The 23,539-nt window shown below is 74.4% G+C and carries 18 protein-coding genes; 14 read left to right on the top strand and 4 right to left on the bottom strand.

Translation table 11 applies throughout. The features are described from left to right. The first annotated feature begins 27 nt into the window (after positions 1 to 27). Positions 28 to 3,330 carry a glycosyltransferase family 2 protein gene (locus tag CKY47_RS24890; protein ID WP_306748529.1) on the top strand — a complete coding sequence of 1,101 codons (3,303 nt, stop codon included), beginning with the start codon at positions 28 to 30 and terminating at the stop codon, positions 3,328 to 3,330. A gap of 192 nt (positions 3,331 to 3,522) precedes the next feature. On the opposite strand, the gene CKY47_RS24885 is transcribed toward CKY47_RS24890, so the two are convergent. Beyond that, entirely contained in the window at positions 3,523 to 3,969 is a 447-nt protein-coding gene (locus CKY47_RS24885) for a metallopeptidase family protein (protein ID WP_306748689.1), read from the bottom strand. A gap of 146 nt (positions 3,970 to 4,115) precedes the next feature. Here CKY47_RS24885 and CKY47_RS24880 point away from each other — a divergent pair, with 146 nt between their 5' ends. The 6 genes from CKY47_RS24880 to CKY47_RS24855 all read left to right on the top strand — a co-directional run bounded on the left by CKY47_RS24880 (position 4,116) and on the right by CKY47_RS24855 (position 9,445). Continuing rightward, positions 4,116 to 4,472, top strand: a complete 357-nt coding sequence (locus tag CKY47_RS24880; RefSeq protein ID WP_306748527.1) for a DUF3499 domain-containing protein — start codon at positions 4,116 to 4,118, stop codon at positions 4,470 to 4,472. 145 nt (positions 4,473 to 4,617) lie between these two features. After that, entirely contained in the window at positions 4,618 to 5,970 is a 1,353-nt protein-coding gene (locus CKY47_RS24875; RefSeq protein WP_306748688.1) for a phosphomannomutase/phosphoglucomutase, read from the top strand. A gap of 5 nt (positions 5,971 to 5,975) precedes the next feature. Beyond that, entirely contained in the window at positions 5,976 to 6,173 is a 198-nt protein-coding gene (locus CKY47_RS24870; protein WP_306748687.1) for a Trm112 family protein, read from the top strand. A gap of 4 nt (positions 6,174 to 6,177) precedes the next feature. Beyond that, complete coding sequence (locus tag CKY47_RS24865) at positions 6,178 to 7,254, top strand: SIS domain-containing protein (protein WP_306748526.1); 1,077 nt, start codon at positions 6,178 to 6,180, stop codon at positions 7,252 to 7,254. A gap of 11 nt (positions 7,255 to 7,265) precedes the next feature. After that, complete coding sequence (gene manA, locus CKY47_RS24860; protein ID WP_306748525.1) at positions 7,266 to 8,477, top strand: mannose-6-phosphate isomerase, class I; 1,212 nt, start codon at positions 7,266 to 7,268, stop codon at positions 8,475 to 8,477. Positions 8,478 to 8,518: 41 nt separating this feature from the next. Further along, positions 8,519 to 9,445 carry a cation diffusion facilitator family transporter gene (locus CKY47_RS24855; RefSeq protein WP_306748523.1) on the top strand — a complete coding sequence of 309 codons (927 nt, stop codon included), beginning with the start codon at positions 8,519 to 8,521 and terminating at the stop codon, positions 9,443 to 9,445. Positions 9,446 to 9,499: 54 nt separating this feature from the next. Here CKY47_RS24855 and CKY47_RS24850 read toward each other — a convergent pair whose 3' ends face one another. Then, on the bottom strand, positions 9,500 to 10,789 hold the full coding sequence (locus CKY47_RS24850; protein WP_306748522.1) for a glutamate mutase L: 1,290 nt from the start codon (positions 10,787 to 10,789) through the stop codon (positions 9,500 to 9,502). Positions 10,790 to 10,869: 80 nt separating this feature from the next. Between CKY47_RS24850 and CKY47_RS24845 the strand changes: the two genes are divergently transcribed. Continuing rightward, positions 10,870 to 12,390, top strand: coding sequence for an amino acid permease (locus CKY47_RS24845; RefSeq protein ID WP_306748520.1), 1,521 nt, complete (start codon positions 10,870 to 10,872; stop codon positions 12,388 to 12,390). 45 nt (positions 12,391 to 12,435) lie between these two features. On the opposite strand, the gene CKY47_RS24840 is transcribed toward CKY47_RS24845, so the two are convergent. Further along, the gene (locus CKY47_RS24840; RefSeq protein ID WP_306748519.1) at positions 12,436 to 14,817 is read right to left on the bottom strand and encodes a hypothetical protein; all 2,382 of its coding nucleotides are present in this window, start codon (positions 14,815 to 14,817) and stop codon (positions 12,436 to 12,438) included. Positions 14,818 to 14,941: 124 nt separating this feature from the next. Here CKY47_RS24840 and ahcY point away from each other — a divergent pair, with 124 nt between their 5' ends. Continuing rightward, entirely contained in the window at positions 14,942 to 16,405 is a 1,464-nt protein-coding gene (ahcY, locus tag CKY47_RS24835; RefSeq protein ID WP_306748518.1) for an adenosylhomocysteinase, read from the top strand. A 76-nt stretch (positions 16,406 to 16,481) separates the two neighbouring features. Here ahcY and CKY47_RS24830 read toward each other — a convergent pair whose 3' ends face one another. Beyond that, positions 16,482 to 17,453: a hypothetical protein gene (locus tag CKY47_RS24830; protein ID WP_306748516.1), complete on the bottom strand. Its 972-nt coding sequence runs from the start codon at positions 17,451 to 17,453 to the stop codon at positions 16,482 to 16,484. Positions 17,454 to 17,593: 140 nt separating this feature from the next. On the opposite strand from CKY47_RS24830, the gene CKY47_RS24825 reads away from it, so the two are divergent. The 5 genes from CKY47_RS24825 to CKY47_RS24805 all read left to right on the top strand — a co-directional run bounded on the left by CKY47_RS24825 (position 17,594) and on the right by CKY47_RS24805 (position 23,313). Beyond that, on the top strand, positions 17,594 to 18,235 hold the full coding sequence (locus tag CKY47_RS24825; RefSeq protein WP_306748514.1) for a dTMP kinase: 642 nt from the start codon (positions 17,594 to 17,596) through the stop codon (positions 18,233 to 18,235). A gap of 186 nt (positions 18,236 to 18,421) precedes the next feature. Beyond that, on the top strand, positions 18,422 to 19,099 hold the full coding sequence (gene mtrA, locus CKY47_RS24820; protein ID WP_015104936.1) for an MtrAB system response regulator MtrA: 678 nt from the start codon (positions 18,422 to 18,424) through the stop codon (positions 19,097 to 19,099). Between the two features lie 16 nt (positions 19,100 to 19,115). Next, positions 19,116 to 20,858: an MtrAB system histidine kinase MtrB gene (gene mtrB / locus CKY47_RS24815; protein ID WP_306748513.1), complete on the top strand. Its 1,743-nt coding sequence runs from the start codon at positions 19,116 to 19,118 to the stop codon at positions 20,856 to 20,858. Further along, positions 20,855 to 22,603, top strand: a complete 1,749-nt coding sequence (locus CKY47_RS24810) for an LpqB family beta-propeller domain-containing protein (RefSeq protein WP_306748512.1) — start codon at positions 20,855 to 20,857, stop codon at positions 22,601 to 22,603. The genes mtrB and CKY47_RS24810 overlap by 4 nt, the downstream gene beginning before the upstream one ends. An 83-nt stretch (positions 22,604 to 22,686) precedes the next feature. Next, entirely contained in the window at positions 22,687 to 23,313 is a 627-nt protein-coding gene (locus CKY47_RS24805; protein WP_306748511.1) for a ComF family protein, read from the top strand. The last annotated feature ends 226 nt before the right edge of the window (positions 23,314 to 23,539 follow it).

The raw sequence follows: 23,539 nt of genomic DNA, 5'->3' as shown, positions 1-23,539 counted from the left end.
TAGTCGGAACGGATCGAGGAGCGGCACTTGACGAGCGGGGCTGCTCCACGGTTGCGCACCGCCCCCGTGCTGGCGGTGCTGGTGTGCCACGACGGCGAGCGGTGGCTCGGCACGGCGCTGTCCGCGCTGCGCCGGCAACGACCCCGGCCCCGGCACGTCATCGCGGTCGACACGGGGTCCGTGGACGGGACCGCGACGCTGCTCGCCGACGCCGCCGAAGGTACCGATCGAGTGATCGACGGCGTGCTGACGCTGCCCCGCGGGACCGGTTTCGGCGAGGCCGTGCACGCCGCCGTGGAGCACGCCGTGCAGCGGTGGGGCGACCCCGGCACGTGGCTGTGGCTGCTGCACGACGACTGCGCGCCCGAACCCGACTGCCTGTCCGCGCTGCTGACCGCGGCCGAGGTGTCGCCGTCGGCCGCCGTGCTGGGCCCGCTGGCCCTCGACTGGGCCGACCCGCGCCTCGCCGTGGAGGCCGGGCTGTCCACGGACTCCTCCGGGCACCGGCAGACCGGCATCGACGGCCCCGAACCGGTCGCGTCCGGCTACTTCGAGCAGAGCACCGAGGCCCTGGCGGTGCCGTCGGCCGGGTCGCTGGTCCGCCGCGCGGTGTGGGAGGCGCTCGACGGCTACGACCGGTCGATGCCGCTGCTGGGCGACGACGTCGACTTCGGGTGGCGCGTCAACCTCGCCGGGCACCTGGTGCTGTCCGTCCCGGTCGCCCGGATGCGCCACGCGCGCGCCCTCGTGCGCGGCGAGCGGCGGCTGGACGCCGCGGCCGCCCGACCGGGGCCCGCCCTCCGGGGCGTCGACCGGGCGCACGGCCTGCGCACCTTCCTGGTCAACTGCGGGACCCCGTCCTTCCTGATCGGCCTGCCGCGCCTCGCCGTGCTCGCCGTCCTGCGCGCCCTCGGGTTCGTGCTGCTGCGGCGGTTCGCCGACGCGCACGCCGAGGTCGGCGCGCTGCGCTACCTGTTCAGCGGTCGCGCCCGACTGCTGGCGGGACGCGCCGAACGGCCGGCGCGCGGCGTGCTGCGCGGCCTGTTCACCAGTCGGGTCACCCGGCTGCGCAACACCGTCCGCGCCGCCTCGGCTCACCTGATCAGGCGACGGGTCGAGGCCGACCTGACGCTCGGCGGGCTGCCCGAGGACGGCGGGGCGGGCGCGTGGTCGCTGCCACCCGACGAGGAGCGGCGCGTGGTCGGCCCGGCCGCGCTGCCCGCGGGCGTCCTGTCCCGCCGGCGTCCCGTGCGGGTGACGGGCGGGCTGCGGCGCCCGGCGGTGACCGTGCCGGTGGGCACCGACGCGGTCCCGGCGGACCGCGTGCCCCGCCCCTCGCCCCGACCGCGCCCGTCGCCGGTGCCGCGGGGGAGCGCCGCCCCGACCACCGGGATCGTGTTCGTCGAGGTCGACCGGGCCCGCGTGCTGCGCTCCCTCCTCCTCGGACCGCCGCTGCTGCTCGTGCTCGGGCTCGCCCTGTTCGGGCTGCTGGCCAACGCGTCGCGCCTCGGCACGGACCTCGCCGGCGGCCGGTTGCTGCCGGTCGGCGACCTGGCCACGACGTGGTCGTCCTACCTGGCCGCCTGGCACCCCGTGGCGGGCGGCACCACCGCGCCCGCGCCCGCCGCGCTCGCCGTCCTCGGCACCCTCGGCGTGTTCGTCGGCTCACCCGCCGGGCTGGTCGCCCTGCTGTTCCTCGCGGACGCGCCGCTGGCCGGCCTGGCCGCCTACGCGGCGACGCGGCGGGTGCCCGTGCGGCGGCCCGTGCGCGCCCTCGTGGCCGCCGCGTACGCCCTGCTGCCGGCCGCGACGTCCGCCGTGAGCCAGGGGCGGCTCGACGTGGTCGTGGTGCACCTGCTCGTGCCGGTGGTGTTCGCCGGCGTGGTGTCGGTGCTGCGCGGCGGCACGGGAGCGGCCTGGTTGCCCGTGGCCTCCGGGACCGCGCTGGCCGTCGCCGCGCTCGGCGCGTTCTCGCCGCTCGTGCACGGCCTCGTGGCACTCGGCGCGCTGGTCGGGTTCGTCGTGGTGCCGGGCCGGGCGGGGGACGGGCGGCGGCGGGTGGCGTCGCTGTTCGTGGTCGTGCTGCTGCCGGTGGCGCTCCTGCTGCCGTGGCCCGCCGTGGTGCTCCAGAACCCGTCGGTCGTGCTGCACGGCGTGGGCGCGTTCGCGGAGACACCGGTGTCCGGGCTGCTCGACCTGCCGGCGCTGCGGCCGGGCGGCACGGGGGCGCTGCCGTTCGTCGGGTTCGCGGTGGTGGCCTTCGCCCTGTTCGCGGCCGTGGCGCGGCCGAACCGGTCGATGCTCGCCGGCGTCGCGGTCGTCGTGCTCGGCGGGTTCGCGGTGATCGTGCTGCGGACGGTGTCGATCACCCCGCTGCCCGGCGGCCCCGCCCAGCCCGGCTGGACCGGCGGCGCGCTCGTGGTCGTCGGGTGGGGGCTGCTGTGGGTCGTGCTGGCGGCGTTCCGGCGGGACGCCGCGCCCGTGCCGTTCGCGCGCGTCGTGTCCGCGGTGGGCGTGGTGGCGGTCGTCGGCCTGGCGTGCTCCGGGTTCGCCGGCCTGCGCACCGGCGCGTTGACCGCCGACGCCGCGCGGCTGCCGTCGACCGTGGAGCAGGAGCTGCCGCGCACCGGCCGGTCCGTGCTGGTCATCGGCACGCCCACCAGGCTGGTGGCGGGCCGGCTGCCCGCGTTCGGGGACGACGACCTGGTGCCCGTGGCCACCGCCACGACCCGGCTGGCGCGGTGGTCGCGCGACCTGACCGGCGGTGACCCCGCCGCCGCCCGGACCGCCCTGGCGCAGGTCGCGGCGTCCGGCGTGGCGTTCGTGGTCGTGCCCGACCTGGCCGCGGCGCGGCGGCTGCGCGACGCCGCGGGCGACCTGGTGGCCGTGACGCCCGCGATGAGCGACGGCCGACCCGTGCTGCGCGTGCAGCTGGCGGCGGGCAACGCCGTGCTGCTGTCCCCGGAACTGGCCCGCCGCGCCCGCACCGGCGGCAACCCGCCCGTGGAGCTGGGCGCACCCGGTACGGCCCCGGTGGAAGCCGCCCCGCCGGAAGTGGGCGTCCAGGTCTCCGAGGGCCCCGAGGGCCGCCTCCTGGTCCTGGCGGCCGAAGAGGAACCGGGCTGGCGCGCCACCGTGGACGGCAGGGAGGTCGCGACCGTCCGGGCCTGGGGTCACCTGGTGGGCGTGACCCTCCCGGTCACCCCCTCCGAGGTCCGCGTGGAGGTCTCCACCACCCTGCGCGAGATCCTCCTGCTGCTCCAGGCGGCCGCGGCCCTCTTCACCCTCCTGACCGCGATCCCCGCCCGCCCACCCCGCCCCCGCCCCTGACAACCCGGCGAGTCGTAAGCCCAGCCCGCGCGAGTCGTACGTTCGCCCCCTGCGAGTCGTAAGTTCGCACCCGCCGAGTCGTAGGTTCACGCTTGGCGGTGTCACGCGTGAACGTGCGGAACAGGAGGCGCCGACCTACGACTCGCGGGGGGCGAACGTACGACTCGCGCGGGCTGGGCTTACGACTCGCGGTTATTCGCCGTCGATCACGTCCGGGTCCAGGCCCAGGTAGTTGGCCACCTGCTCGACCAGGACGTCGTGCACCAGGTCGGACAGGTCGGCGCCGTCCTTGGCCCGCGCCTCCAGGGGGCGGCGGTAGAGGACGATCCGGGCACGCCGGTCGGCGCCCGCGGGCACGAGGCGGGCCAGCGGCACGTTGCCGTCCTCGACCACGTCGCCGTCGTCGTCGTTCGGCGCCACGTCGGGCACGTCGTCGACCGCCACGTCCAACTGGGTCAGCTCGGTGCGCCACCGCGCCTCGATCGGTTCCAGCGCCTCCAGCACCAGCGCGTCGAACCGCTCGGCACGGCTGCGCGCCGCCGGCAGCGTCGCCGGGTACAGCGGACCCCGCAGCCCCCGACCGTGCCGGTCGCGGTTGCGCCGCCGCGGAGCGCCCTGCCGCCGTGAACCCCGAGCCATCACCACGGGACAAGGGTAGTTGTCGGTCGTCCGACCCCGTGCGGTGCCTCCGCGACCAGGCAACTTGCCCAAGTCCGGGCCCGTCGCGAGCGCCGCGCCGGAGGTAATCCAACACACCTCGCGCGGGACGCGATATCGTCCCCGCCGTGCGGAGCGTGAGACGGTGCTCGCGAACCGGGTGCGCTAACCCGGCAGTCGCCACGCTCACGTACGCCTATGCGGACTCCACGGCGGTCGTCGGGCCCCTCGCGACCTACTCCGAACCGCACTCCTACGACCTCTGCGAGGAGCACGCGCTGCGCCTCACCGCGCCCCGCGGCTGGGAGGTCGTGCGGCACCAGGGCGAGTTCCGGCCGCCGGAGCCGACCGTCGACGACCTGACCGCCCTCGCGGAGGCCGTGCGCGAGGCGGGGCGCACACCTGCGATCGAGGTCCCCGAAGTGCCCGCGGGCACGATCAGGCGTGGCCACCTGCGGGTCCTGCCCGACCCGCGCGAGGACTGACCCGCACGAGGACCGGGCCGACCCGCGCGAGGACTGGACGGCTCGTCACGAAGTCCGAACGACCGGACGACCGGACGCGGCCCCCACGCCCGCGCCGGTAGGCTCCTCATCGCAGTGTCAAGAGCCGATTATCGGGAGTGTGGCCGTGCGCGATCTGTCCGGCATCGTCAAGGCTTACGACATCCGCGGTGTCGTCGGGGAACAGCTCGACGCGGATGTGGTGCGCGACTTCGGCGCGGCCTTCGCGCGCCTGGTCGGCGGCCCCGCCGTGGTGATCGGCCACGACATGCGCGACTCGTCGCCGGGCCTGGCGGCGGCGTTCGCCGAGGGCGTCACGGCCCAGGGCGTCGACGTGGTCAGCATCGGCCTGGCCAGCACCGACATGCTGTACTTCGCGTCCGGCAAGCTCGACCTGCCCGGCGCCATGTTCACCGCGTCGCACAACCCGGCCAAGTACAACGGCATCAAGATGTGCCGCGCGGGCGCCGCGCCGGTCGGCCAGGACAGCGGCCTGGCGCAGATCCGCCAGGACGCCGAGCAGGGCGTGCCGGACGCGGAGGGCGTGGCCAAGGGCGCCGTCACCGAGCGCGACATGCTCGCCGAGTACGCCGCCTACCTGCACGAACTGGTCGACCTGAGCGCGAACCGGCGGCTGAAGGTCGTGGTGGACGCGGGCAACGGCATGGGCGGCTACACCGTGCCGAAGGTCTTCGAGGGCCTGCCGTTCGACGTCGTCCCCATGTACTTCGAGCTGGACGGCAGCTTCCCCAACCACGAGGCCAACCCGCTCGACCCGAAGAACATCGTCGACCTCCAGGCCAAGGTCCGCGAGGTCGGCGCCGACGCGGGCGTGGCGTTCGACGGCGACGCGGACCGCTGCTTCGTGGTGGACGAGCGCGGCGAGCCGGTGTCCCCGTCCGCGATCACCGCGCTGGTCGCGGTGCGCGAGCTGGCCAAGGACCCGGGCGGCACGGTCATCCACAACCTGATCACCTCGCACGCGGTGCCGGAGATCGTGCGCGAGCACGGCGGCACCCCGGTGCGCACCCGCGTCGGCCACTCCTTCATCAAGGAGGAGATGGCGCGGACCGGCGCGATCTTCGGCGGCGAGCACTCCGCCCACTACTACTTCCGCGACTTCTGGCGCGCGGACACCGGCATGCTGGCCGCGCTGCACGTGCTGGCCGCGCTCGGCGAGCAGGACGGGCCGCTGTCCGACCTGACCAGCGCCTACGAGCGCTACGCCGCGTCCGGTGAGGTCAACTCGACGGTGGACGACCAGGCCGGTCGGCTGGCCGCCATCAAGGCCGAGTTCGGCGGCAGGGAGGGTGTCGAGCTGGACGAGCTGGACGGCCTCACGGTGAGCCTGCCCGACGGCTCGTGGTTCAACCTGCGCGCCTCCAACACCGAGCCGCTGCTGCGGCTCAACGTCGAAGCCGCCGACGCGGCCTCCGTCGCCGCTCTGCGCGACGAGGTCCTGGCGATCGTGAGGGGATGAGCGCCGTGGCAGTGCAACTCGACCCGCAGCTGCTGGAGATCCTGGCCTGCCCGTGCCCCGAGCACGCGCCGCTGAAGGCCGGCACCGCGTCCGACCCGCGGGCGGACTACCTGACGTGCACCTCGTGCGGCAGGTCGTTCCCGGTGCGGGAGGGCATCCCGGTGCTGCTGCTCGACGAGGCTGTCGAGCCGACGGACGGGTGAGGACGTGCTGGACGACAGCCTCCTCGACGACCCGTCCCGCCTCCTCGACGCGGACACGGGCGGTCTGCTGCGCGCCGCCGCCCGGGCGGGGGCGCAGGTCAGGGCCACCGCCGAGGCGGCGCACGAGCTCGGCGTCGAGAGGTTCTTCAGCGACCGGCCGCGCGCGCTGGTGCTGGTCGCCACGCCCGGTGTCGGACCGGCGGTCGCCGCGCTGGTGACGGCCCTGCTCGGGCCGCGCTGCCCGGTGCCGGTCGTCGTGTCCGACGACGTGCCGGCGTGGGTGGGCGCGCTCGACGTGGTGCTCGCGCACACCGAGGACCCGGGCGACGTGCGGCTGGCCGAGTCGGTGGACCGGGTGGCCCGGCGCGGTGCGCGCGTGCTGCTGACCGCCGAACCCGAGGGCCCGGTCGCCGCCGCGGCGGCCCGGCACGCCCTGCTCGTCCCGCCGCGCGTGCCCGTGCCGCGCGGCCTGGGCTTCGCGCGCGCGTTCAGCGCGTGGCTGGTGGCGCTGAAGGCGCTGGGGCTGCTCGACGTGGACGTGCAGGCCGTGGCCGACGAGCTGGACCGCGAGGCCGAGCGCTGCCACCCGCAGCACGAGTCGTTCGTGAACCCGGCGAAGACGCTGGCGCTGCGCGTGGCCGACCGCACCCCGCTGCTGTGGGGCCTGGACGACCTGGCCACGGCCGTGGCGGCGCACGGGGCGGGCATGCTGGCCGCGCACGCGGGCGTCGTCAGCGACGTGGCCGGCTACCCCCAGGCGTCGACCCGGTCGGCGCTGCACCGCCGGGCGGTCGGGGGCACGTCCGGCGCGGACATCTTCGCCGACCCGGACGAGGAGCAGGACGGCCTGGTCCGGGTGCTGCTGCTGGCCGTGCGCCGCGACCCGCAGGCCGAGTTCACCCGCCGGGTCGCGATGGAGACCCTGTCGGGAGCCGACGTGCTGGAACCGGCCGAGGAGGTCGGTGGCGGCGAGGCCGTGTGCGCCGCGCTGCTCGCGCTGCGGTTCGAGCTGGCCGCGCTGTACCTGGGCCTGGCGGCGGGGACGCTGGGTGGCCCGGGGCTGTACGCGCCGGCCGTGTGAGGGGATTGACTGTGGAACTGCTGCACAACGCCGTGCGCGCGTACGCGTGGGGTTCGCGCACCGCGATCGCCGAGATGCTCGGCCGCGAGGTGCCGGCGCCCCACCCCGAGGCCGAGCTGTGGATGGGCGCCCACCCGGGCGACCCGTCGCACGTGATCGGCGCGGACGGCGTGCAGCGCTCCCTGCTCGACCTGCTCGCCGAGGACCCGGACGGCCAGCTCGGCTCGCGCTGCGCCGACCGGTGGGGCAGCCGGCTGCCGTTCCTGCTCAAGGTGCTGGCCGCCGACGAGGCGCTGAGCCTCCAGGCCCACCCGTCGGCCGAGCAGGCGGCGCAGGGGTTCGCCGCCGAGGACGCGGCGGGCGTGCCGCTGGACTCGCCGGTCCGCAACTACAAGGACCCGTCGGCGAAGCCCGAGCTGGTGTGCGCGCTGACCGAGTTCCACGCGCTGGCCGGGTTCCGGGAGCCGGCGCGGACGGTGAAGCTGCTGCGCTCGCTCGACGCGCCCGACTTCGCGCCCTACACCGAGCTGCTGGCCGCCCAGCCGGACGCGGAGGGCCTGCGCGCCCTGTTCACCACCCTCATCACGCTGCCGCAGAACGCGCTGGACGTGCTGCTGCCGCAGGTTCTCGACGCGTGCGTGGTGCACGTGAAGGAGCACGGCGAGTTCGACCTGGAGTGCCGCACGGTCCTGGAGCTGGGCGAGGCGTACCCCGGTGACGCGGGCGTGCTGGCCGCGCTGCTGCTCAACCGGATCGTGCTCCAGCCCGGCGAGGCCGTCTACCTGCCCGCCGGCAACCTGCACGCCTACCTGCACGGCACCGCCGTGGAGATCCTCGCGAACTCCGACAACGTGCTGCGCTGCGGCCTGACGCCGAAGCACGTCGACGTGCCCGAGCTGATGCGGGTGCTCGACTTCTCGTGCGGCGACATGCCGGTGCAGACCGGTTCGCCGAGCGGGTCGGGCCTGTGGACGTACCGGACGGCGTGCCCCGAGTTCGAGCTGTCGCGCATCGAGGTGGACGGCGGGCGCGAGGTCCGGGTCGACCACACCGGCCCGCAGATCCTCCTCTGCACGCGTGGTGTGGCCAGGCTCACGTCCGGGGACACCGCCCTGGAGCTGCGGCGCGGCCAGTCCGTGTGGCTGCCGGCCGCCGATCCCGCGCTCGTGGTCACTTCCGCGGTTCCCACCCAGCTTTTCCGGGCAACCCCGGGCGTTGAGTAGGGTCACACCGACAAATCGGACTGGGCGTGTAGGGAGCAATTGTGTCAGCAGGGGGCGGTACCAAGGCGATCATCGCCGCACTGGTGGCGAACGCGGGCATCTCGGTGGCCAAGTTCGTCGGCTTCTTGATCACCGGCTCGTCGTCGATGCTGGCCGAGTCCGTGCACTCCGTGGCCGACACCTCCAACCAGGGGCTGCTGCTGCTCGGGCAGAAGACGTCCCAGCGCAAGGCCACCACGAACCACCCGTTCGGCTTCGGGCGGGACCGGTACTTCTACTCGTTCGTCGTGGCGCTGATGCTGTTCAGCCTCGGCTCCGTGTTCGCCCTGTACGAGGGCATCCACAAGCTGGAGGCGCACGAGGAGCTGACCAGCCCGCTGGTCGCGGTGATCATCCTGGTGGTCGCGATCGGCCTGGAGACCTACAGCTTCCGCACCGCGATCGTCGAGTCGAAGGCGGTCAAGGGCGACGCCACGTGGTGGCAGTTCATCCGCCAGTCGAAGGTCCCCGAGCTGCCGGTCGTGCTGCTGGAGGACGCGGGCGCGCTGTTCGGCCTGGTGCTGGCCCTGATGGGCGTCGGCTTGTCGACCATCACCGGCGACCCGGTGTGGGACGCCATCGGCACCATCTGCATCGGTGTGCTGCTCGGCGTCATCGCGATCATCCTCATCATCGAGATGAAGTCGCTGCTCATCGGCGAGGGCGCGGCCCCGGCCGAGCTGGACGTGATCATGGACGAGCTGGCGGCGGGCAAGGTCCAGCGGGTCATCCACATCCGCACCCAGTACATCGGTCCGGACGAGCTGCTGGTGGCGGCCAAGATCGCCCTCGACCCGGGGCTGCCGGTCGCCGACGTGGCGCAGGCCATCGACGACGCGGAGCAGCGCGTGCGCAACCGCGTGCCGTCCGCGCGCCTGATCTACCTGGAGCCCGACCTGGACCGGTCGCTGGCGCCCGGCAAGTCGTAGGGTCCGCGAACGGGGAGGGGCGGCGAGCCGGTGCGCTCGCCGCCCCTCCGCCGTTCAGGCGGGACGGGGGACGCGCGCCGGCAGGTCGAAGCGGCTCAGCAGGCGGTCCGCGGCCCCGTCCCGGCCGGCCCCGGCGAGCAGGCCCGCCGGGGCCAGCACGTAGTCCCGGTCCACCAGCACGGCGGCCTCGCGCAGCACGGGCCGCAGCACGGGGTCGGCGCGCAGGGTCTCCTCGATCCCGTCGACCGACTCGGCGTGCCGGAACACCCCGCCGGACAGCACGAGCAGGCCCGCGCCGCGCGGCCCCAGGCGCCCGTCGACCAGGCGCAGGTGCCGGCGCACGGCCAGGACGACGGCCAGCGCGGCCAACCGGTGGTCCACGGCGGGGTCCTCGGGCAGCCAGTCGACCCGCGCGGCCCGGCTGTCCGCCTCGGCGCGCAGGGCGGTCGCCTCGGCGTCGCCGACCAGCCGCTCGGCGTGGGCCTCCGCGACCAGCGTGCCCGCCGACCACCGCATCCCCAGGTCGCCCTCCACCGTGCGGCGGTCCGGCGGCAGCGCGACCGTCGTCTCCGGGCCTTCCGCGGTGGACACCGCCGAGTACACGTCCGTGGTGGCGCCGCCGACGTCCACCACGAGCACCGCGCCCTCCCGGTCCCGCGCGGCCAGCCGGGACACGCCGCCGAGCACCGCGTCGGGCGTCACGGCGCGCACCACGTCGCGGAACCGCGTGCCGCGCGACAGCCGCTTGCCGCCGATCACGTGCGCCAGGAACACCTCGCGGATCGCCCGGCGCGCCGGGTCGGGGTTCAGCTCGCCCACGTCCGGCAGCACGTTCCCCGCGCGCACCACCGTGCGGCCGGCCAGCAGTTCGAGCGCCCTCGGCTGCGCCTCGGCGTTGCCCGCCAGCACGACCGGGCACGCGACGCGGTTCGCCCCGAGCCGCCGGGCGTTGTGCAGCAGCACGCTGTCGTCGCCGCCGTCCGTGCCGCCGACCAGCAGCACCACGTCCGGGCGTGCCGCGCGCAGCGCCCCGACGCCCGCGCCGTCCAGCGGCCCGGCCGAGACGTGCACGACCCGCGCCCCCGCCGACAGCGCCACCCGGTACCCGGCCTCGGCGCTGACCAGCCGCTCCTGCCCCACGACCGCCAACCGCAGGCCGCCGCCCGCGGACGAGCAGGCCAGCACCTCGTCCGCGGGGTTTAGGGCCCCGGTCACCGCGTCAATACCCCGGAGCACCTCGTCCTGCGTGGTGGCGCGCTGCGCGGTACCCAGCAGCTCGCCGTCCGCCGAGACGAGGGCGCCCTTGGTCCACGTCGAACCGATGTCCAAGCACAGCACGGTCATGCGGCGCAAACTACCGCCGGGCCGAGCACCACCCGTCAGCCCTAGGCTGATCGGACCAACGAACCGAGGAGGGGGACGCCGTGCCGGGCAACGGGCTGTGGCGCACGAAGTCGATCGAGCAGTCGATCTCGGACACCGACGAGCCGGGCACGCGGCTCCGCAAGGACCTGACCGCGTGGGACCTGACGGTGTTCGGCGTCGCGGTGGTGATCGGCGCGGGCATCTTCACGCTCACCGCGTCGACCGCGGGCAACCTGGCCGGGCCGTCGGTGTCGCTGGCGTTCGTGCTGGCCGCGATCGCCTGCGCGCTGGCCGCGCTCTGCTACGCCGAGTTCGCCTCCACCGTGCCGGTGGCGGGCAGCGCGTACACGTTCTCCTACGCCACGTTCGGCGAGTTCGCGGCGTGGATCATCGGCTGGGACCTGGTGCTGGAGTTCGCGGTCGGCGCCGCGGCCGTCGCCAAGGGCTGGTCGCAGTACCTCCAGACGGTGCTCGGCCAGGCCGGCCTCGACGTGAGGACCACCACGTCCGTCGCCGGCCTGGACGTCGACTGGGGGTCGCTGCTGCTGATCGCGGTGCTCACCGTGCTGCTGGCCGTGGGCACGAAGCTCTCGTCGCGGGTCAGCGCCGTCATCACCGCCGTGAAGGTGGCCGTGGTGCTGCTGGTGGTCATCGTCGGCATCGGGTACGTCAAGATGGCGAACTACAGCCCGTACATCCCGCCCGCGGAGACCGGTTCGGCCGCGCACCAGGGCCTGGAGCAGTCGCTGTTCTCCCTGCTCACCGGCTTCTCCGGCTCGACGTACGGGGTGATGGGCCTGCTGGCCGCCGCGTCGCTGGTGTTCTTCGCGTTCATCGGCTTCGACGTCGTCGCCACCACCGCCGAGGAGACGAAGGACCCGCAGCGCGCCGTGCCGCGGGGCATCCTCGGGTCGCTGGCCATCGTGACCGTGCTGTACGTGGCCGTGTCGCTGGTGATCACCGGCATGCTGCCGTACACCGAGCTGAAGACCCAGCCCGACGGCAGCCGCGCGACGCTGGCCACCGCGTTCTCGGCCAACGGCGTGGACTGGGCCGCCACCGTGATCTCCGTCGGAGCGCTGGCGGGCCTGACCACGGTCGTCATGGTGCTCATGCTCGGCCAGTCGCGGGTGCTGTTCGCGATGTCCCGCGACGGCCTGCTGCCGCGCGGCCTCGCCCGCACCGGCCGGCACGGCACGCCGTTCCGGATCACCCTGGTCATCGGCGTGCTGGTCGCGATCGCGGCCGGGTTCTTCCCGGCGGGCAAGCTGGAGGAGATGGTGAACGTCGGCACGCTGTTCGCGTTCATCCTCGTGTCGGCCGGCGTCCTGGTGCTCCGCAAGACGCGCCCCGACCTTCCGCGCGGCTTCCGCGTGCCGCTCGTCCCGGTGGTGCCGGTCCTGGCGATCCTCGCCTGCCTGTGGCTGATGCTGAACCTGACCGCCCTCACCTGGGTGCGCTTCCTGGTGTGGATGGCGCTGGGCGTGGTCGTCTACTTCGCCTACGGCCGCCGCCACTCGCTGCTGGGCAAGCGGGGGGCGACCGCCGTGCCCGTGGTGAAGGAGGACGAGGTCCCCTGACGCGGCGGGCGGGCCCGGCGCCACGGCGTCGGGCCCGCCGACGGCCTACCGCTGCTCCGGAGCCGGGAACGCGCCCGGCGCCCGGCGCGCGACGGGCAGCACCGGCAGGGGTGCCTCTCCCGCGTCCAGGCCCGCCGCGAGCGCCACCGCGCGGTCCCACTCGGGGTCCGACGTGTAGTCGGCGTGCCGGTTCACGCCCGGCGCCCACCGCCGTCCCGGGAACGGGCCCCGCTGCGGGTCGGGCAGCCAGTGGTCGCCGCCCAGCACCAGCGCGCCGGTCGGGCCGCGCTCGGCCGGGGGCAGCGCGCCCGACGTGCCGTCCGCCCGGAAACCGGCCCCGAGCAGCATGCCGTCGTACACCTGCCGGTCCCACGTGGTGACCGCGCCGCCCAGCGCGTCGGTGCCACGGCACAGCGCCCGCCACCGCCCGGCGAGACGGCCCGCCAGGGACGCCAGCGAGTCGTGCGGCACGATCGCCGGGAACGCCCGCGGGTACGCCCACTGGAGCTGCGAACCGGCCGTGACCAGGCCCAGCCGCTCGGCCTGGTCGGGCGGCAGCTCCTCCAGCAGCCGGGCGGCGGCCACCGCGGCGAGCAGGCTGCCCTGGCTGTGCCCGGCGAGCACGACCCGCGTACCGGGGTCGGCCAGGTGCTCCCGCACCCGCGACACCAGCTCCGGCACGACCTTCAACGCGTAGCACGGCGGCACGACGGGGTGCGCCTCGCGCGGCCAGAACGCGGCCAGGTCCGCCAGCACGCCGACCTGGCGCGCGGTGTCCGGCCGCCGCGCCGCCAGCCACACCGCGCGCAGCAGCGCCAGCGCCAGCAGCGCCAGCACGGCGACGCCCAACCCGGAGAACGGCCACGACCACGCGGGCAGGTCGACCCCCTGGAACCGCAGGAACGCCGCCGGCACCGCCCCGACGACCAGCACGGCCGCCATGATCAGCACCACGTGGTGGCTGTGCCCGCGCTGCCACTGCGCCCACCACCAGGCCCGCGCCGCCCGCTTCAGGTCGCGGGAGCGCCCGGCGTGCAGCAGGGCGGCCTCGCGCGCCCACTCCTCGTGGCGCCGCAGCGAACTCCACCGCACCATCCCGGTGTACGCGGCGACCGCCGCCCCGGCGAGGAACGCCAGCGTGCCCGCGACGCCCCACAGCACGGCGACGTAGCGGTAGCCGTGCGGCAGGACGCCGTGCCCGAGCAGCGCCTGGAGCGTGAGCGCCACGCCCGCGCCGAACCCGCCGCCCAGCAGCGCGGACACCGCCACCACCGGCGCCGCCATCCAGCCGCCCGCCCACGGCCGCAGCTCGCGCGGCTGGGTCCGCCAGGTGCGCCGGGCCAGCAGCGCGGCGGGCGCCAGCAGCAGCCCGATCAGCGCGCACACCAGCGCCTCCAGGGCCGCCACCACCTGCACGCCCAGGTCCGCGCCGGCCATCCGCGCCGGCACGTGGACGAGCAGCGCGGTCGCCGCCAGCAGCGCCAGCCACGCCGTCGTGTGCAGCACGCGGCGCGGACCGCGGCCGAGGGCGGCGCGCAGCCACCGCCCGCCCCGGTGCGGCGAACCGCCCGTCGGGTCGTCCAGCAGCATCGCGCCCAGCGCGGCCACCGCCACCAGCCCGATGCCGACCCACCGGCACGCGGCGATCGCCGTGCCGTGCGGGCCGGGTGCGGCCAGCGCGTGGAACGGGCCGCCCAGCGCGATCACCACCCCCGTGCCCAGGGCCGCCACCAGGTGCAGCACCCGCAGCGACGGCGTGTCGGGGTCGGTGGCGACGTGCGCGCCGGGCAGGCCCGACCCGACCGCCGACGACGCGGGCACATCCCGCCGCTCGATCCGCCAGTCCACGCTGGAGACGCGGTGCAGGACGAGCACGACCAGTGCGATCGGCGCGGTGCCCACCACCGCCCGCACCCACGGCGTGCCGGCCGGCCGTGACGAGCCCCACAGGCAGGACGAGCCGGGCGCGAGGCACTGCGCGGCCACCAGGTCGAGGCTGATCACGGCCACCTGGGTGATCAGCAGCACGGTGAGCAGCAGCGCCGCGAGCCGCAGCAGCGCCCGCAGCCCGATGCCCAGCAGGTGCGCGGGGAGGTTCCCGGACGGCACCGGCGGCAGCATCCAGTGCGCCACGTTGGCCAGCGAGAACGGGAACAGCAGCGCCCACATCGCCTTGGCGCCGCCGCCCGAGGTCATGCCGCCCCACACGTACCCCTCGACGACGCGCGACACGGGCCGCCCGCCGGACTGGAGCACGGGGCCGGGCACGGGTCTGCGCAGGCGGTCGGCCGGGCGCACCACGCGGCCCAGGCCGTCGCCCGCCACGTCCACCGCCGCCACCGCGTCCACCAGCGACTGGGGCGTCGTGCCCTGCACGCCGTGCACGCGCAGTTCGACCACCCGTGTGTCGGGGCCGGGGATCAGCACTGGTCCTCCCGTGAAAACCTCACGTCAGCACATGGTGGTCCATGCTTGCTCAGTTGGACGCGACCACCGTGATCCGGCGTGGCGGGCGGTAGGGTCGGGTGAACCCGAGATGGAGGAACCCGCGATGACCGCCGAGAGGCTCCAGACCCGCAACGGCATCGACTTCGCCGTGGCGGACCTCTCCCTGGCCGAGTTCGGCCGCAAGGAGATCCGGTTGGCCGAGCACGAGATGCCCGGCCTGATGGCGTTGCGCCGCGAGTACTCGGAGGTCTACCCCCTCAAGGGTGCGCGGATCTCCGGTTCGCTGCACATGACGATCCAGACGGCCGTGCTCATCGAGACCCTGGTCTCGCTGGGCGCCGAGGTCCGCTGGGCGTCGTGCAACATCTTCTCCACCCAGGACCACGCCGCCGCCGCGGTCGTCGTCGGCCCGCACGGCACCCCCGAGGAGCCGAAGGGCGTCCCGGTGTTCGCCTGGAAGGGCGAGACGCTGGAGGAGTACTGGTGGACCGCCGAGGCCATGCTGACCTGGCCCGAGGGCGGCGGCCCGAACATGATCCTGGACGACGGCGGCGACGCCACGATGATGGTCCACAAGGGCGTCCAGTACGAGAAGGCCGGCGTCGTCCCGCAGGCCGACGCGAACGACTCCGAGGAGTGGGCGATCTTCCTGGGGAGGCTGCGCGACTCCCTGGCGGCCGACACCGGCAAGTGGGCCAAGATCGCCGAGGGCATCCGCGGCGTGACCGAGGAGACCACGACCGGCGTCATGCGCCTGTACCAGCTGGCCGCCGCCGGTGAGCTGCTGTTCCCGGCGATCAACGTCAACGACGCGGTCACCAAGTCGAAGTTCGACAACCGCTACGGCATCCGCCACTCGCTGATCGACGGCATCAACCGCGGCACGGACGTGCTGATGGGCGGCAAGGTGGCCGTGATCTGCGGTTACGGTGACGTGGGCAAGGGCGCGGCGGAGTCGCTGCGCGGCCAGGGCGCCCGGATCATCGTCACCGAGATCGACCCGATCTGCGCGCTCCAGGCGGCGATGGACGGCTACGACGTGCAGGTCCTGGAGGACGTGCTCGACCGCGCCGACATCATCATCACGACGACCGGCAACAAGGACGTCGTCACCGTCGAGCACATGGCCCGGATGAAGCACCAGGCGATCGTGGGCAACATCGGCCACTTCGACAACGAGATCGACATGGCCGGCCTCCAGCGCTACCCCGGCGTCCAGCGGATCAACATCAAGCCGCAGGTCGACGAGTGGGTGTTCCCGGACGGGCACTCGATCCTGGTGCTGTCGGAGGGCCGCCTGCTCAACCTGGGCAACGCCACCGGCCACCCCAGCTTCGTGATGTCGAACTCGTTCTCCAACCAGGTGATCGCGCAGGTCGAGCTGTTCACCAAGCACGAGGAGTACGACAAGGAGGTGTACCGCCTGCCCAAGAAGCTGGACGAGAAGGTCGCGCGCATCCACCTGGAGGCGCTGGGCGGCAAGCTCACCAAGCTGTCGAAGGACCAGGCCGAGTACATCGACGTGGACGTCGAGGGCCCCTACAAGCCCGAGCACTACCGCTACTGAGCCGGATGGCCCCGCCTCCGGCGGGGCGGCGAGGCCGCGTCGGCACGTCGAGGCGGCCTCGCGGGGTCCGGCCCCGTCACGTCCACTCGACGCCGACGCTCGCCACGCCCGGCCCGACGTCCTCGTAGTAGGCGCTGACGACCCCGCCCAGCCCGCAGACCAGCTCCTCCAGGTCCACCGGCAGGGCGTCGGCGTCGGACCGGAACTGCTTGGTGCACCGGGCCGGCAGGGCGCGGCGGTTGAACGCCAGCTGCACCAGGTAGCCGCGGCACGGCTCGCGGAACGCGCGGCGGTGGCCGGGGGTCGGCCCGCCGGTGTCGTCGACCACGGTGAAGCTGAACACGTGCTCCTCTCCCTCGCCGAGCCGCCGGTCGAACAGCAGCTCGAAGGCCAGCCCGCGGGTGGCGACCTGGCGGCGCACCCGACCCAGCCGGCACCCCTCGCCCGGCCGCACCAGGGCGTTGTCCACCAGGGACCCCTCGTCGCCCTGGTGGACGGCCAGGAACCGGTCGGGCCCGGCCCGGCCCGCGCGCACCACGAGCCGCGTGCTGATCGACCGCTGCTCGCGCTCCGGTCCGACGAGCACGGTGTCGTGCACGGACAGCAGTTCCAGGTCGGTGTTCGCGCCGGCGTCGCCGACCCCGTCGAACCCGGGGGTCAGCGGCGCCGCCGAGACCCAGGCGGGCCGCGCCGGTCGGGGCTGGGGCCGGGCGCCGACGAGCGCGACCAGCGACTCGGGCGGCAACCGCAGCACGGCCTCCAGCGCCCGGACGGTGGCGATGGCGCGCGGCACCTCGGGGTGGCGCAACCCGCGCTGCCAGTAGCTCAGCGTCGACTGGCCGACCTGCACGCCGTGCTGCCCGAGGTGGGCGCGCAGCCTGGCCAGGGAGAGGCCGCGGTGGGCGATGGCGTCGCGCAGGGCCCGGTGGAACGGCCCGTAGCGCAGCGTCTCGGCGAGTGCGCCCGGGAGGCCACCGGCCAGGTGACCCTCAGCCGGGTGGCCCGCCGGCTCGTCCACCGGTCTGGCATGCCCCGAGTCCGCGGTCACCTGTGGACCACCCCTTCGCGCAACCGGAAATGGGGTTCACCGTAGTCACTCAATCTGGTGACCGAAAGGATCAATCGTCACTCGACTGGGCGATGTGATGCCCCCGATCGTGCGCAGTCAGTGCCCCTTAGGGTGTTCTCGTGGGAAAACTCGTCGTGATCGAGGGCCTGGACGGCGCCGGCAAGCGCACCCTCGCCGGGCTGCTGACCGACGCCTGGCGGCGGGCCGGCGCGACGGTGGCGACCGGCGCGTTCCCCCGCTACGACGTGGACGTGCACGCGGACCTGGTGCGCGACGCCCTGCACGGCAGGCTCGGCGACGTGACCGGCTCGGTGCACGCGATGGCCGTGCTCTACGCCCTGGACCGGCGCGGCGCGGCGGACGGCATCCGCGCCGACCTCGCGCGGTGCGACGTGGTGCTGCTCGACCGCTACGTGGCGTCCAACGCCGCCTACGGCGCGGCGCGGCAGCACCAGGGCGCGGACGGGGAGTTCGTCGAGTGGGTCCGCGAGCTGGAGGTGGGGCGCTTCGGGGTGCCGATCCCGGACCTTCACCTGCTGCTGCGCGTGCCCACCGGGGTCGCTGCCGACCGCGCCGCGCGCCGTGAGCGGAGCGAAGCCCGGGAACGGGACGTCTACGAGTCCGACGGCGGGCTCCAGGCGCGGTGCGCGGCCGTGTACGACGGGCTGGCGGCAGTCGGCTGGTTGTCGCCGTGGGAGGTGCTCGACGGCACGGCCGACCTGCGGGTCGACGACGTCCTGGACCGCTGGTTCGCCCGTTAGTATGACGCCGTAACGAAACGTGACCACTTCGCCGATGAGTCGCTGGACGATGCCGAGCGACGAGGCGGGGTGGTGCTCGTGGAACGGCGGCACAGATCGGTCACGTACGGGTTCCGGGCGGCGACCAGCAGCGATGATCGCCGGTCGGTGCGTGGACTGCCGGCCACTAGTGGGACGATGTGGGGCATGAAGGCACGCGTGCTCGTCGTGGACGACGACCCCGCCCTGGCGGAGATGCTGACCATCGTGCTGCGCGGCGAGGGCTTCGACACCGCTGTGGTGGCCGACGGCGCCCGCGCGCTGCCCGCGCTGCGCGAGCTCAAGCCGGACCTGGTCCTGCTCGACCTCATGCTGCCCGGCATGAACGGCATCGACGTCTGCAAGGCGATCCGGTCCGAGTCGGGCGTCCCCATCGTGATGCTCACCGCCAAGAGCGACACCGTGGACGTGGTGCTGGGCCTGGAGTCCGGCGCCGACGACTACGTGGTCAAGCCGTTCAAGCCGAAGGAGCTGGTGGCGCGCATCCGCGCCCGCCTGCGCCGCACCGAGGCCGAGCCGGCGGAGGTGCTCCAGATCGGCGACCTCACCATCGACGTCCCCGGTCACGAGGTGCTGCGCGAGGGCAAGCCGATCCAGCTCACCCCGCTGGAGTTCGACCTGCTGGTGGCCCTGGCCCGCAAGCCGCGCCAGGTGTTCACCCGCGAGGTGCTGCTGGAGCAGGTGTGGGGCTACCGGCACGCGGCGGACACCCGGCTGGTGAACGTCCACGTGCAGCGGCTGCGCTCCAAGGTCGAGCGCGACCCGGAGCACCCCGAGGTGGTGCTGACCGTCCGCGGCGTCGGGTACAAGGCGGGCCCTCCGTGATCGGAGCCCGCCGGCGATGACCCCGCGACTCCTCGACCCCGTGGTGCGCGAAGCGCGCCGCGGGGTCGACCGCGCTCGTCGGCGGGTGGTCGCGTTCGGCGAGCTGTGGCGCCGCTCGCTCCAGCTGCGGGTCGTGGTGTCCACCCTCGCGCTGTCCTCGGCCGTGGTGTTCGTCCTGGGCATGGTGCTCCAGGTGCAGATCACCGGGCAGCTGCTGGAGACCAAGATCGAGGCGGCGCTGCGCCAGGGCGAGGCGAGCGCGGCGGCGATCCAGCCGGACCTGGCGGGCCTCAACCCCGGTCCGGACAGCGTGAAGACGCGGTTCACCACCGCGCTGAACAAGATCAACAGCTCGGGCGTGGACCTCGACCCGACCAGCCTGGGCGCGGGCGCGTTCGAGCCCGTCCTGTACGACCCGGTCGGCGGCACCGGCTCCGACGGCCAGCCCGTCGCCGTGGGCCGCTGGCGCGACGTGCCCGCCGACCTGACGAAGATGCTCGACCGGGGCAGCGCCGGCTACCAGATCACCACCGTGGAGCGGGAGACCGGCCCGACGACCCTGCTGGTCGTGGGCCGCGCGGTGAACACCTCGACCCGCGCCATGCACCTCTACCTGCTGTTCCCGCTGACCAGCGAGCAGGCCACCGCCGCCGTCGTGCAGAACACCCTGCTCATCGGCGGCGTCGTGCTGCTCCTGCTGCTCGCGGTGATCGCGAACCTCGTCACCCGGCAGGTCGTGCGCCCGGTGCGGCAGGCCGCCGAGATCGCCGAGCGGTTCGCGGACGGGGACCTCGACGAGCGGATGCCCGTGGTCGGCGAGGACGACGTGGCGCGACTGGCCGAGTCGTACAACGAGATGGCGGCCAGCATCCAGCGGCAGATCCACCAGCTGGAGGAGTTCGGCACGCTCCAGCGCCGCTTCACCTCCGACGTGTCCCACGAGCTGCGCACCCCGCTGACCACCGTGCGCATGGCGGCGGACGTGCTGCACGCCTCGCGCGAGCAGTTCCCGCCCGGCCTGTCGCGCTCCACCGAGCTGCTGGTCGACGAGCTGGACCGGTTCGAGTCGCTGCTGGGCGACCTGCTGGAGATCAGCAGGCTCGACGCGGGCGTGGAGGAGCTGGCGGCCGAACTGGTCGACATCCGCGTGCTGGCCCGCCGCGCCCACGACGCGGTGCGCGCCATCGCCAACAGCAACGGCACCACCATCGTGATGGACCTCCCGGACCACGAGGTGACCGCCGAGCTGGACTCGCGGCGCGTCGAGCGCATCCTGCGCAACCTGCTGGCCAACGCCATCGACCACGGCGAGGGCATGCCGGTCGAGCTGACCCTGCGCGGCGACGGCGAGGCCGTCGCGGTGATCGTGCGGGACCACGGCGTCGGGTTGCGCGCCGGCGAGGCCGACCTGGTGTTCAACCGGTTCTGGCGGGCCGACCCGTCGCGCAACCGGCGCACCGGCGGCACCGGCCTCGGCCTGTCCATCAGCCTGGAGGACGCCCGGCTGCACGGCGGCTGGCTCCAGGCGTGGGGCGAGCGCGGCCACGGCGCGGTGTTCCGGCTGACCCTGCCGTGCCGGCACGGCCAGGAGGTGCGCTCCAGCCCGTTGCCGCTGGAGCCGCCCGACCTGCCGCCGGTCGTCGAGCCCGACCCCGGGCCGGAGGCGCCCGAGCACGCCGGGGAGGTCGAGCTGACCGAGGAGGAGATCACGTGGCAGCCCGCCGAACCGGTCACCGCCGAGCGCGAGGAGGTCAGGTGAGGTCGCTCCGGAAGGCGCTGCTCGTGGTGCTGCTGGGCGTGCTGCCCGTCGCGGCGGGGTGCGCCGCGATCCCCACCCAGACCTCGCCGATCCCGGTCAACCCGTCCGCGGGCAACGCCAGCGCGGTCGCCGCGCCGGAGCCGGTCGAGGGCATCGACCCGCTGACCCTGGTCCGCGAGTTCGTCAACGCCGCCGCCAACCCCGAGAACGACTACGCCGCCGCCCGGGCCTACCTGACGCCGGAGGCCGAGAAGACCTGGGACACAAAGGGCGCGCCCGCGATCATCGAGACCACGTTCAACACCGTCCCCACGGCCGCCGCGGCGGACGACGACGACGAGCAGCGCACCGTGCTGCTCCAGGGCAAGAACGTCGGCCGCCTCCAACTGGAGGACAACTCGTTCGTGCAGCTGCTCGGCAACCTGGAGACGCCCATCGGGCTCCAGCGCGACGAGCAGGACCAGTGGCGCATCTCCGAACCCCCGGACGGCATCTTCGTGCCGCTCGCCGGGTTCCAGCAGAACTACCGGCGCGTGACGCTGTACTTCTACGACCAGGACTTCGGCGTGCTCGTGCCCGACCCGAGGTGGGTGGTCGTCGCGCCGTCCACGTCGATCCCGAGCCGGGTGGTGAACCTGCTGCTCAAGGGCCCCGCGGTCGGGATGAGGGGCGCGTTGTCCACGGCCGTGCCCAACGGCGCGGCGCAGCGGAAGAACACCGCCGAGAACGACAACGGGGCGCTGGAGGTGGACCTGACGAAGGTCGGGGACATCACGGCCGCCGCCGCCCGGCGGATCGTGGCCCAGGTGGTGAAGTCCCTCGCGGGCGTCACCAGCAGCCGCATCCGGGTGCTGGTGGAAGGTCAGCCGATCTCCGCGGACCAGGAGGAGTGGCGGCCCGCCGACGTGCAGACCGGCGAGGCGCTGACCACGCCCGCGGCCGGCCTGACCGGCCTGCTGGTGGAGAACCGGCGGGTCCTCCAGGTCAACGGCGACCCCCTGCCCGGTCCGGCGGGCCAGGGCGCGTACGAGGTGCTCAGCGCCGCGCAGTCGATGGACGGCAGCCAGCTGGCCGTGGTGGCCCGGACCGGGGCGTCCCCGCGGCTCCGGGTCGGCGGCGTCCAGTCGGACCTGGCCCAGGTCGACCTGGTCGCGAACACCCTCACCCGACCGACGTGGCTGCTCAGCGGGCGCCAGGACGAGCCGAGCGGCGAGGTGTGGACGGTCGTCGACGGCACCGACGTGGTGCGCGTGATCCGGACCGACAACGGGTGGACGGCCAACGCCGTGAACGCGTCGGAGCTGTCGCTGATCGGGAAGATCACCGAGCTGCGGCTGTCCCGGGACGGCACGCGGGTGGCCGCCGTGGTGGACGGCAAGCTGATCGTGGCGGCCGTCGTGCGGGGGCAGGACTCGGCGGTGTCGCTGCGGGCGCCGCGCAACCTCCAGCCGTCCGTGCTGGGCACGTCCGCGCTGTCGCTGGACTGGCTGGCGCAGGACGTGGTGGTGGCGAGCACGTCGCTGGCCGCGTGGCCGATCGCGAAGGTCAACATCGACGGGCTGCGGATCGAGCGGTACAACACCTCGAACCTGACCGTGCCGGTGGGTTCGGTGACCGCCGCGCCGGGGCGCAACGTGCTGGCGGTGGACCAGAGCGGGTTGTGGAGCGCGGGCGACGTCGGTGACGTGTGGCGTGCGTCGGCGACCGCCGTGGCGCCCGGCGCGCAGGCGTTCTACCCGGGCTGACCTGCGGTTTCCCAGGTTCACACGTTCGTGTGTCGGGGGCTCGACCTGCGGTGTCGCCGGCGGTCACCGGCAGGGTCCCGCGCATGCTCCTCGACGTGCTGTTCCCGCCCCGTTGCGCCGGCTGCTCCCGCCCGGGTGCCCGGCTGTGCCCGCTGTGCCTCGCCGCGTTCGGGCCGCCCGGGCGCGTGCCCGGCCCCGGTGCCGGCCCGCCGGTGTACGCCCTGGCCGACTACGCGGGCGCGGCGCGCGAGGCGGTGCTCGCGTTCAAGGAGCGCGGGCGGCGCGAGCTGGCGGTCGTGTTCGGCGCCCTCGTGGCCGCCGCCCTGCCGCTGCTGCCCGAGGCCGGACCCGAGCCGTGGCTGGTGCCGGCGCCGTCCCGGCGGTCGGCGGCGCGGGCCCGCGGCGGCTCCCACGTGCTGGGAGTGGCACGTGCGTCCGGCTTTTCCACGGCCCCCGCACTCGCATTCGTGAAAGGAGTTCGTGATTCGGTCGGGTTGTCGCCGACGGCCCGCCGGGCGAATCTCGCCGGCCGACTGCGCCTCGTCCCGCGCGCCCTCCCACCGCCCGGGAGCGCGATTGTCCTGCTGGACGACGTGATCACCACAGGTTCGACGGCATCCGCCTGCATTTCGACGTTAAGAACGGGCGGGTTCCGGGTATCCCTCGTCCTCGTACTGACCACTGCCCGCCGAACCCACCCGCACGGGTGAAACAACCCGGGAACCTCTCGGGAGCTTCGCCCGTTGGCCGGATATGAGACCCCCACCGAGGCCGTTGGAGGTAACCGCTCTGCTGACGGATGCCGGTGTGCGACTGGACCGTTCGGGTGAGCGGTCGGCCGTGGGGTGTCCCGACGCGTCCGCCCGAGCCAGGGGCGGCACCCGTTTTCGGTCGCTCAGAGTCACCGGCGGAAATTCTTCGAGTTCCCCCGCCCCG

Source organism: Saccharothrix longispora, assembly GCF_030852425.1.
GTDB classification, from domain to species: Bacteria; Actinomycetota; Actinomycetes; order Mycobacteriales; family Pseudonocardiaceae; genus Actinosynnema; species Actinosynnema longispora.
Note: the sequence above shows the minus strand (reverse complement) of the source record. Positions and strands in the feature narration are given on the sequence as shown.

What these genes read in the sequence shown, in the direction of transcription:
- mtrA (WP_015104936.1), top strand. Translation starts at nt 18,422, where the DNA reads ATGAAGGCACGCGTGCTCGTCGTGGACGACGACCCCGCCCTGGCGGAG.
- CKY47_RS24805 (WP_306748511.1), top strand. Translation starts at nt 22,687, where the DNA reads ATGCTCCTCGACGTGCTGTTCCCGCCCCGTTGCGCCGGCTGCTCCCGC.
- mtrB (WP_306748513.1), top strand. Translation starts at nt 19,116, where the DNA reads ATGACCCCGCGACTCCTCGACCCCGTGGTGCGCGAAGCGCGCCGCGGG.
- CKY47_RS24885 (WP_306748689.1), bottom strand. Translation starts at nt 3,969, where the DNA reads ATGGCTCGGGGTTCACGGCGGCAGGGCGCTCCGCGGCGGCGCAACCGC.
- ahcY (WP_306748518.1), top strand. Translation starts at nt 14,942, where the DNA reads ATGACCGCCGAGAGGCTCCAGACCCGCAACGGCATCGACTTCGCCGTG.
- CKY47_RS24850 (WP_306748522.1), bottom strand. Translation starts at nt 10,789, where the DNA reads ATGACCGTGCTGTGCTTGGACATCGGTTCGACGTGGACCAAGGGCGCC.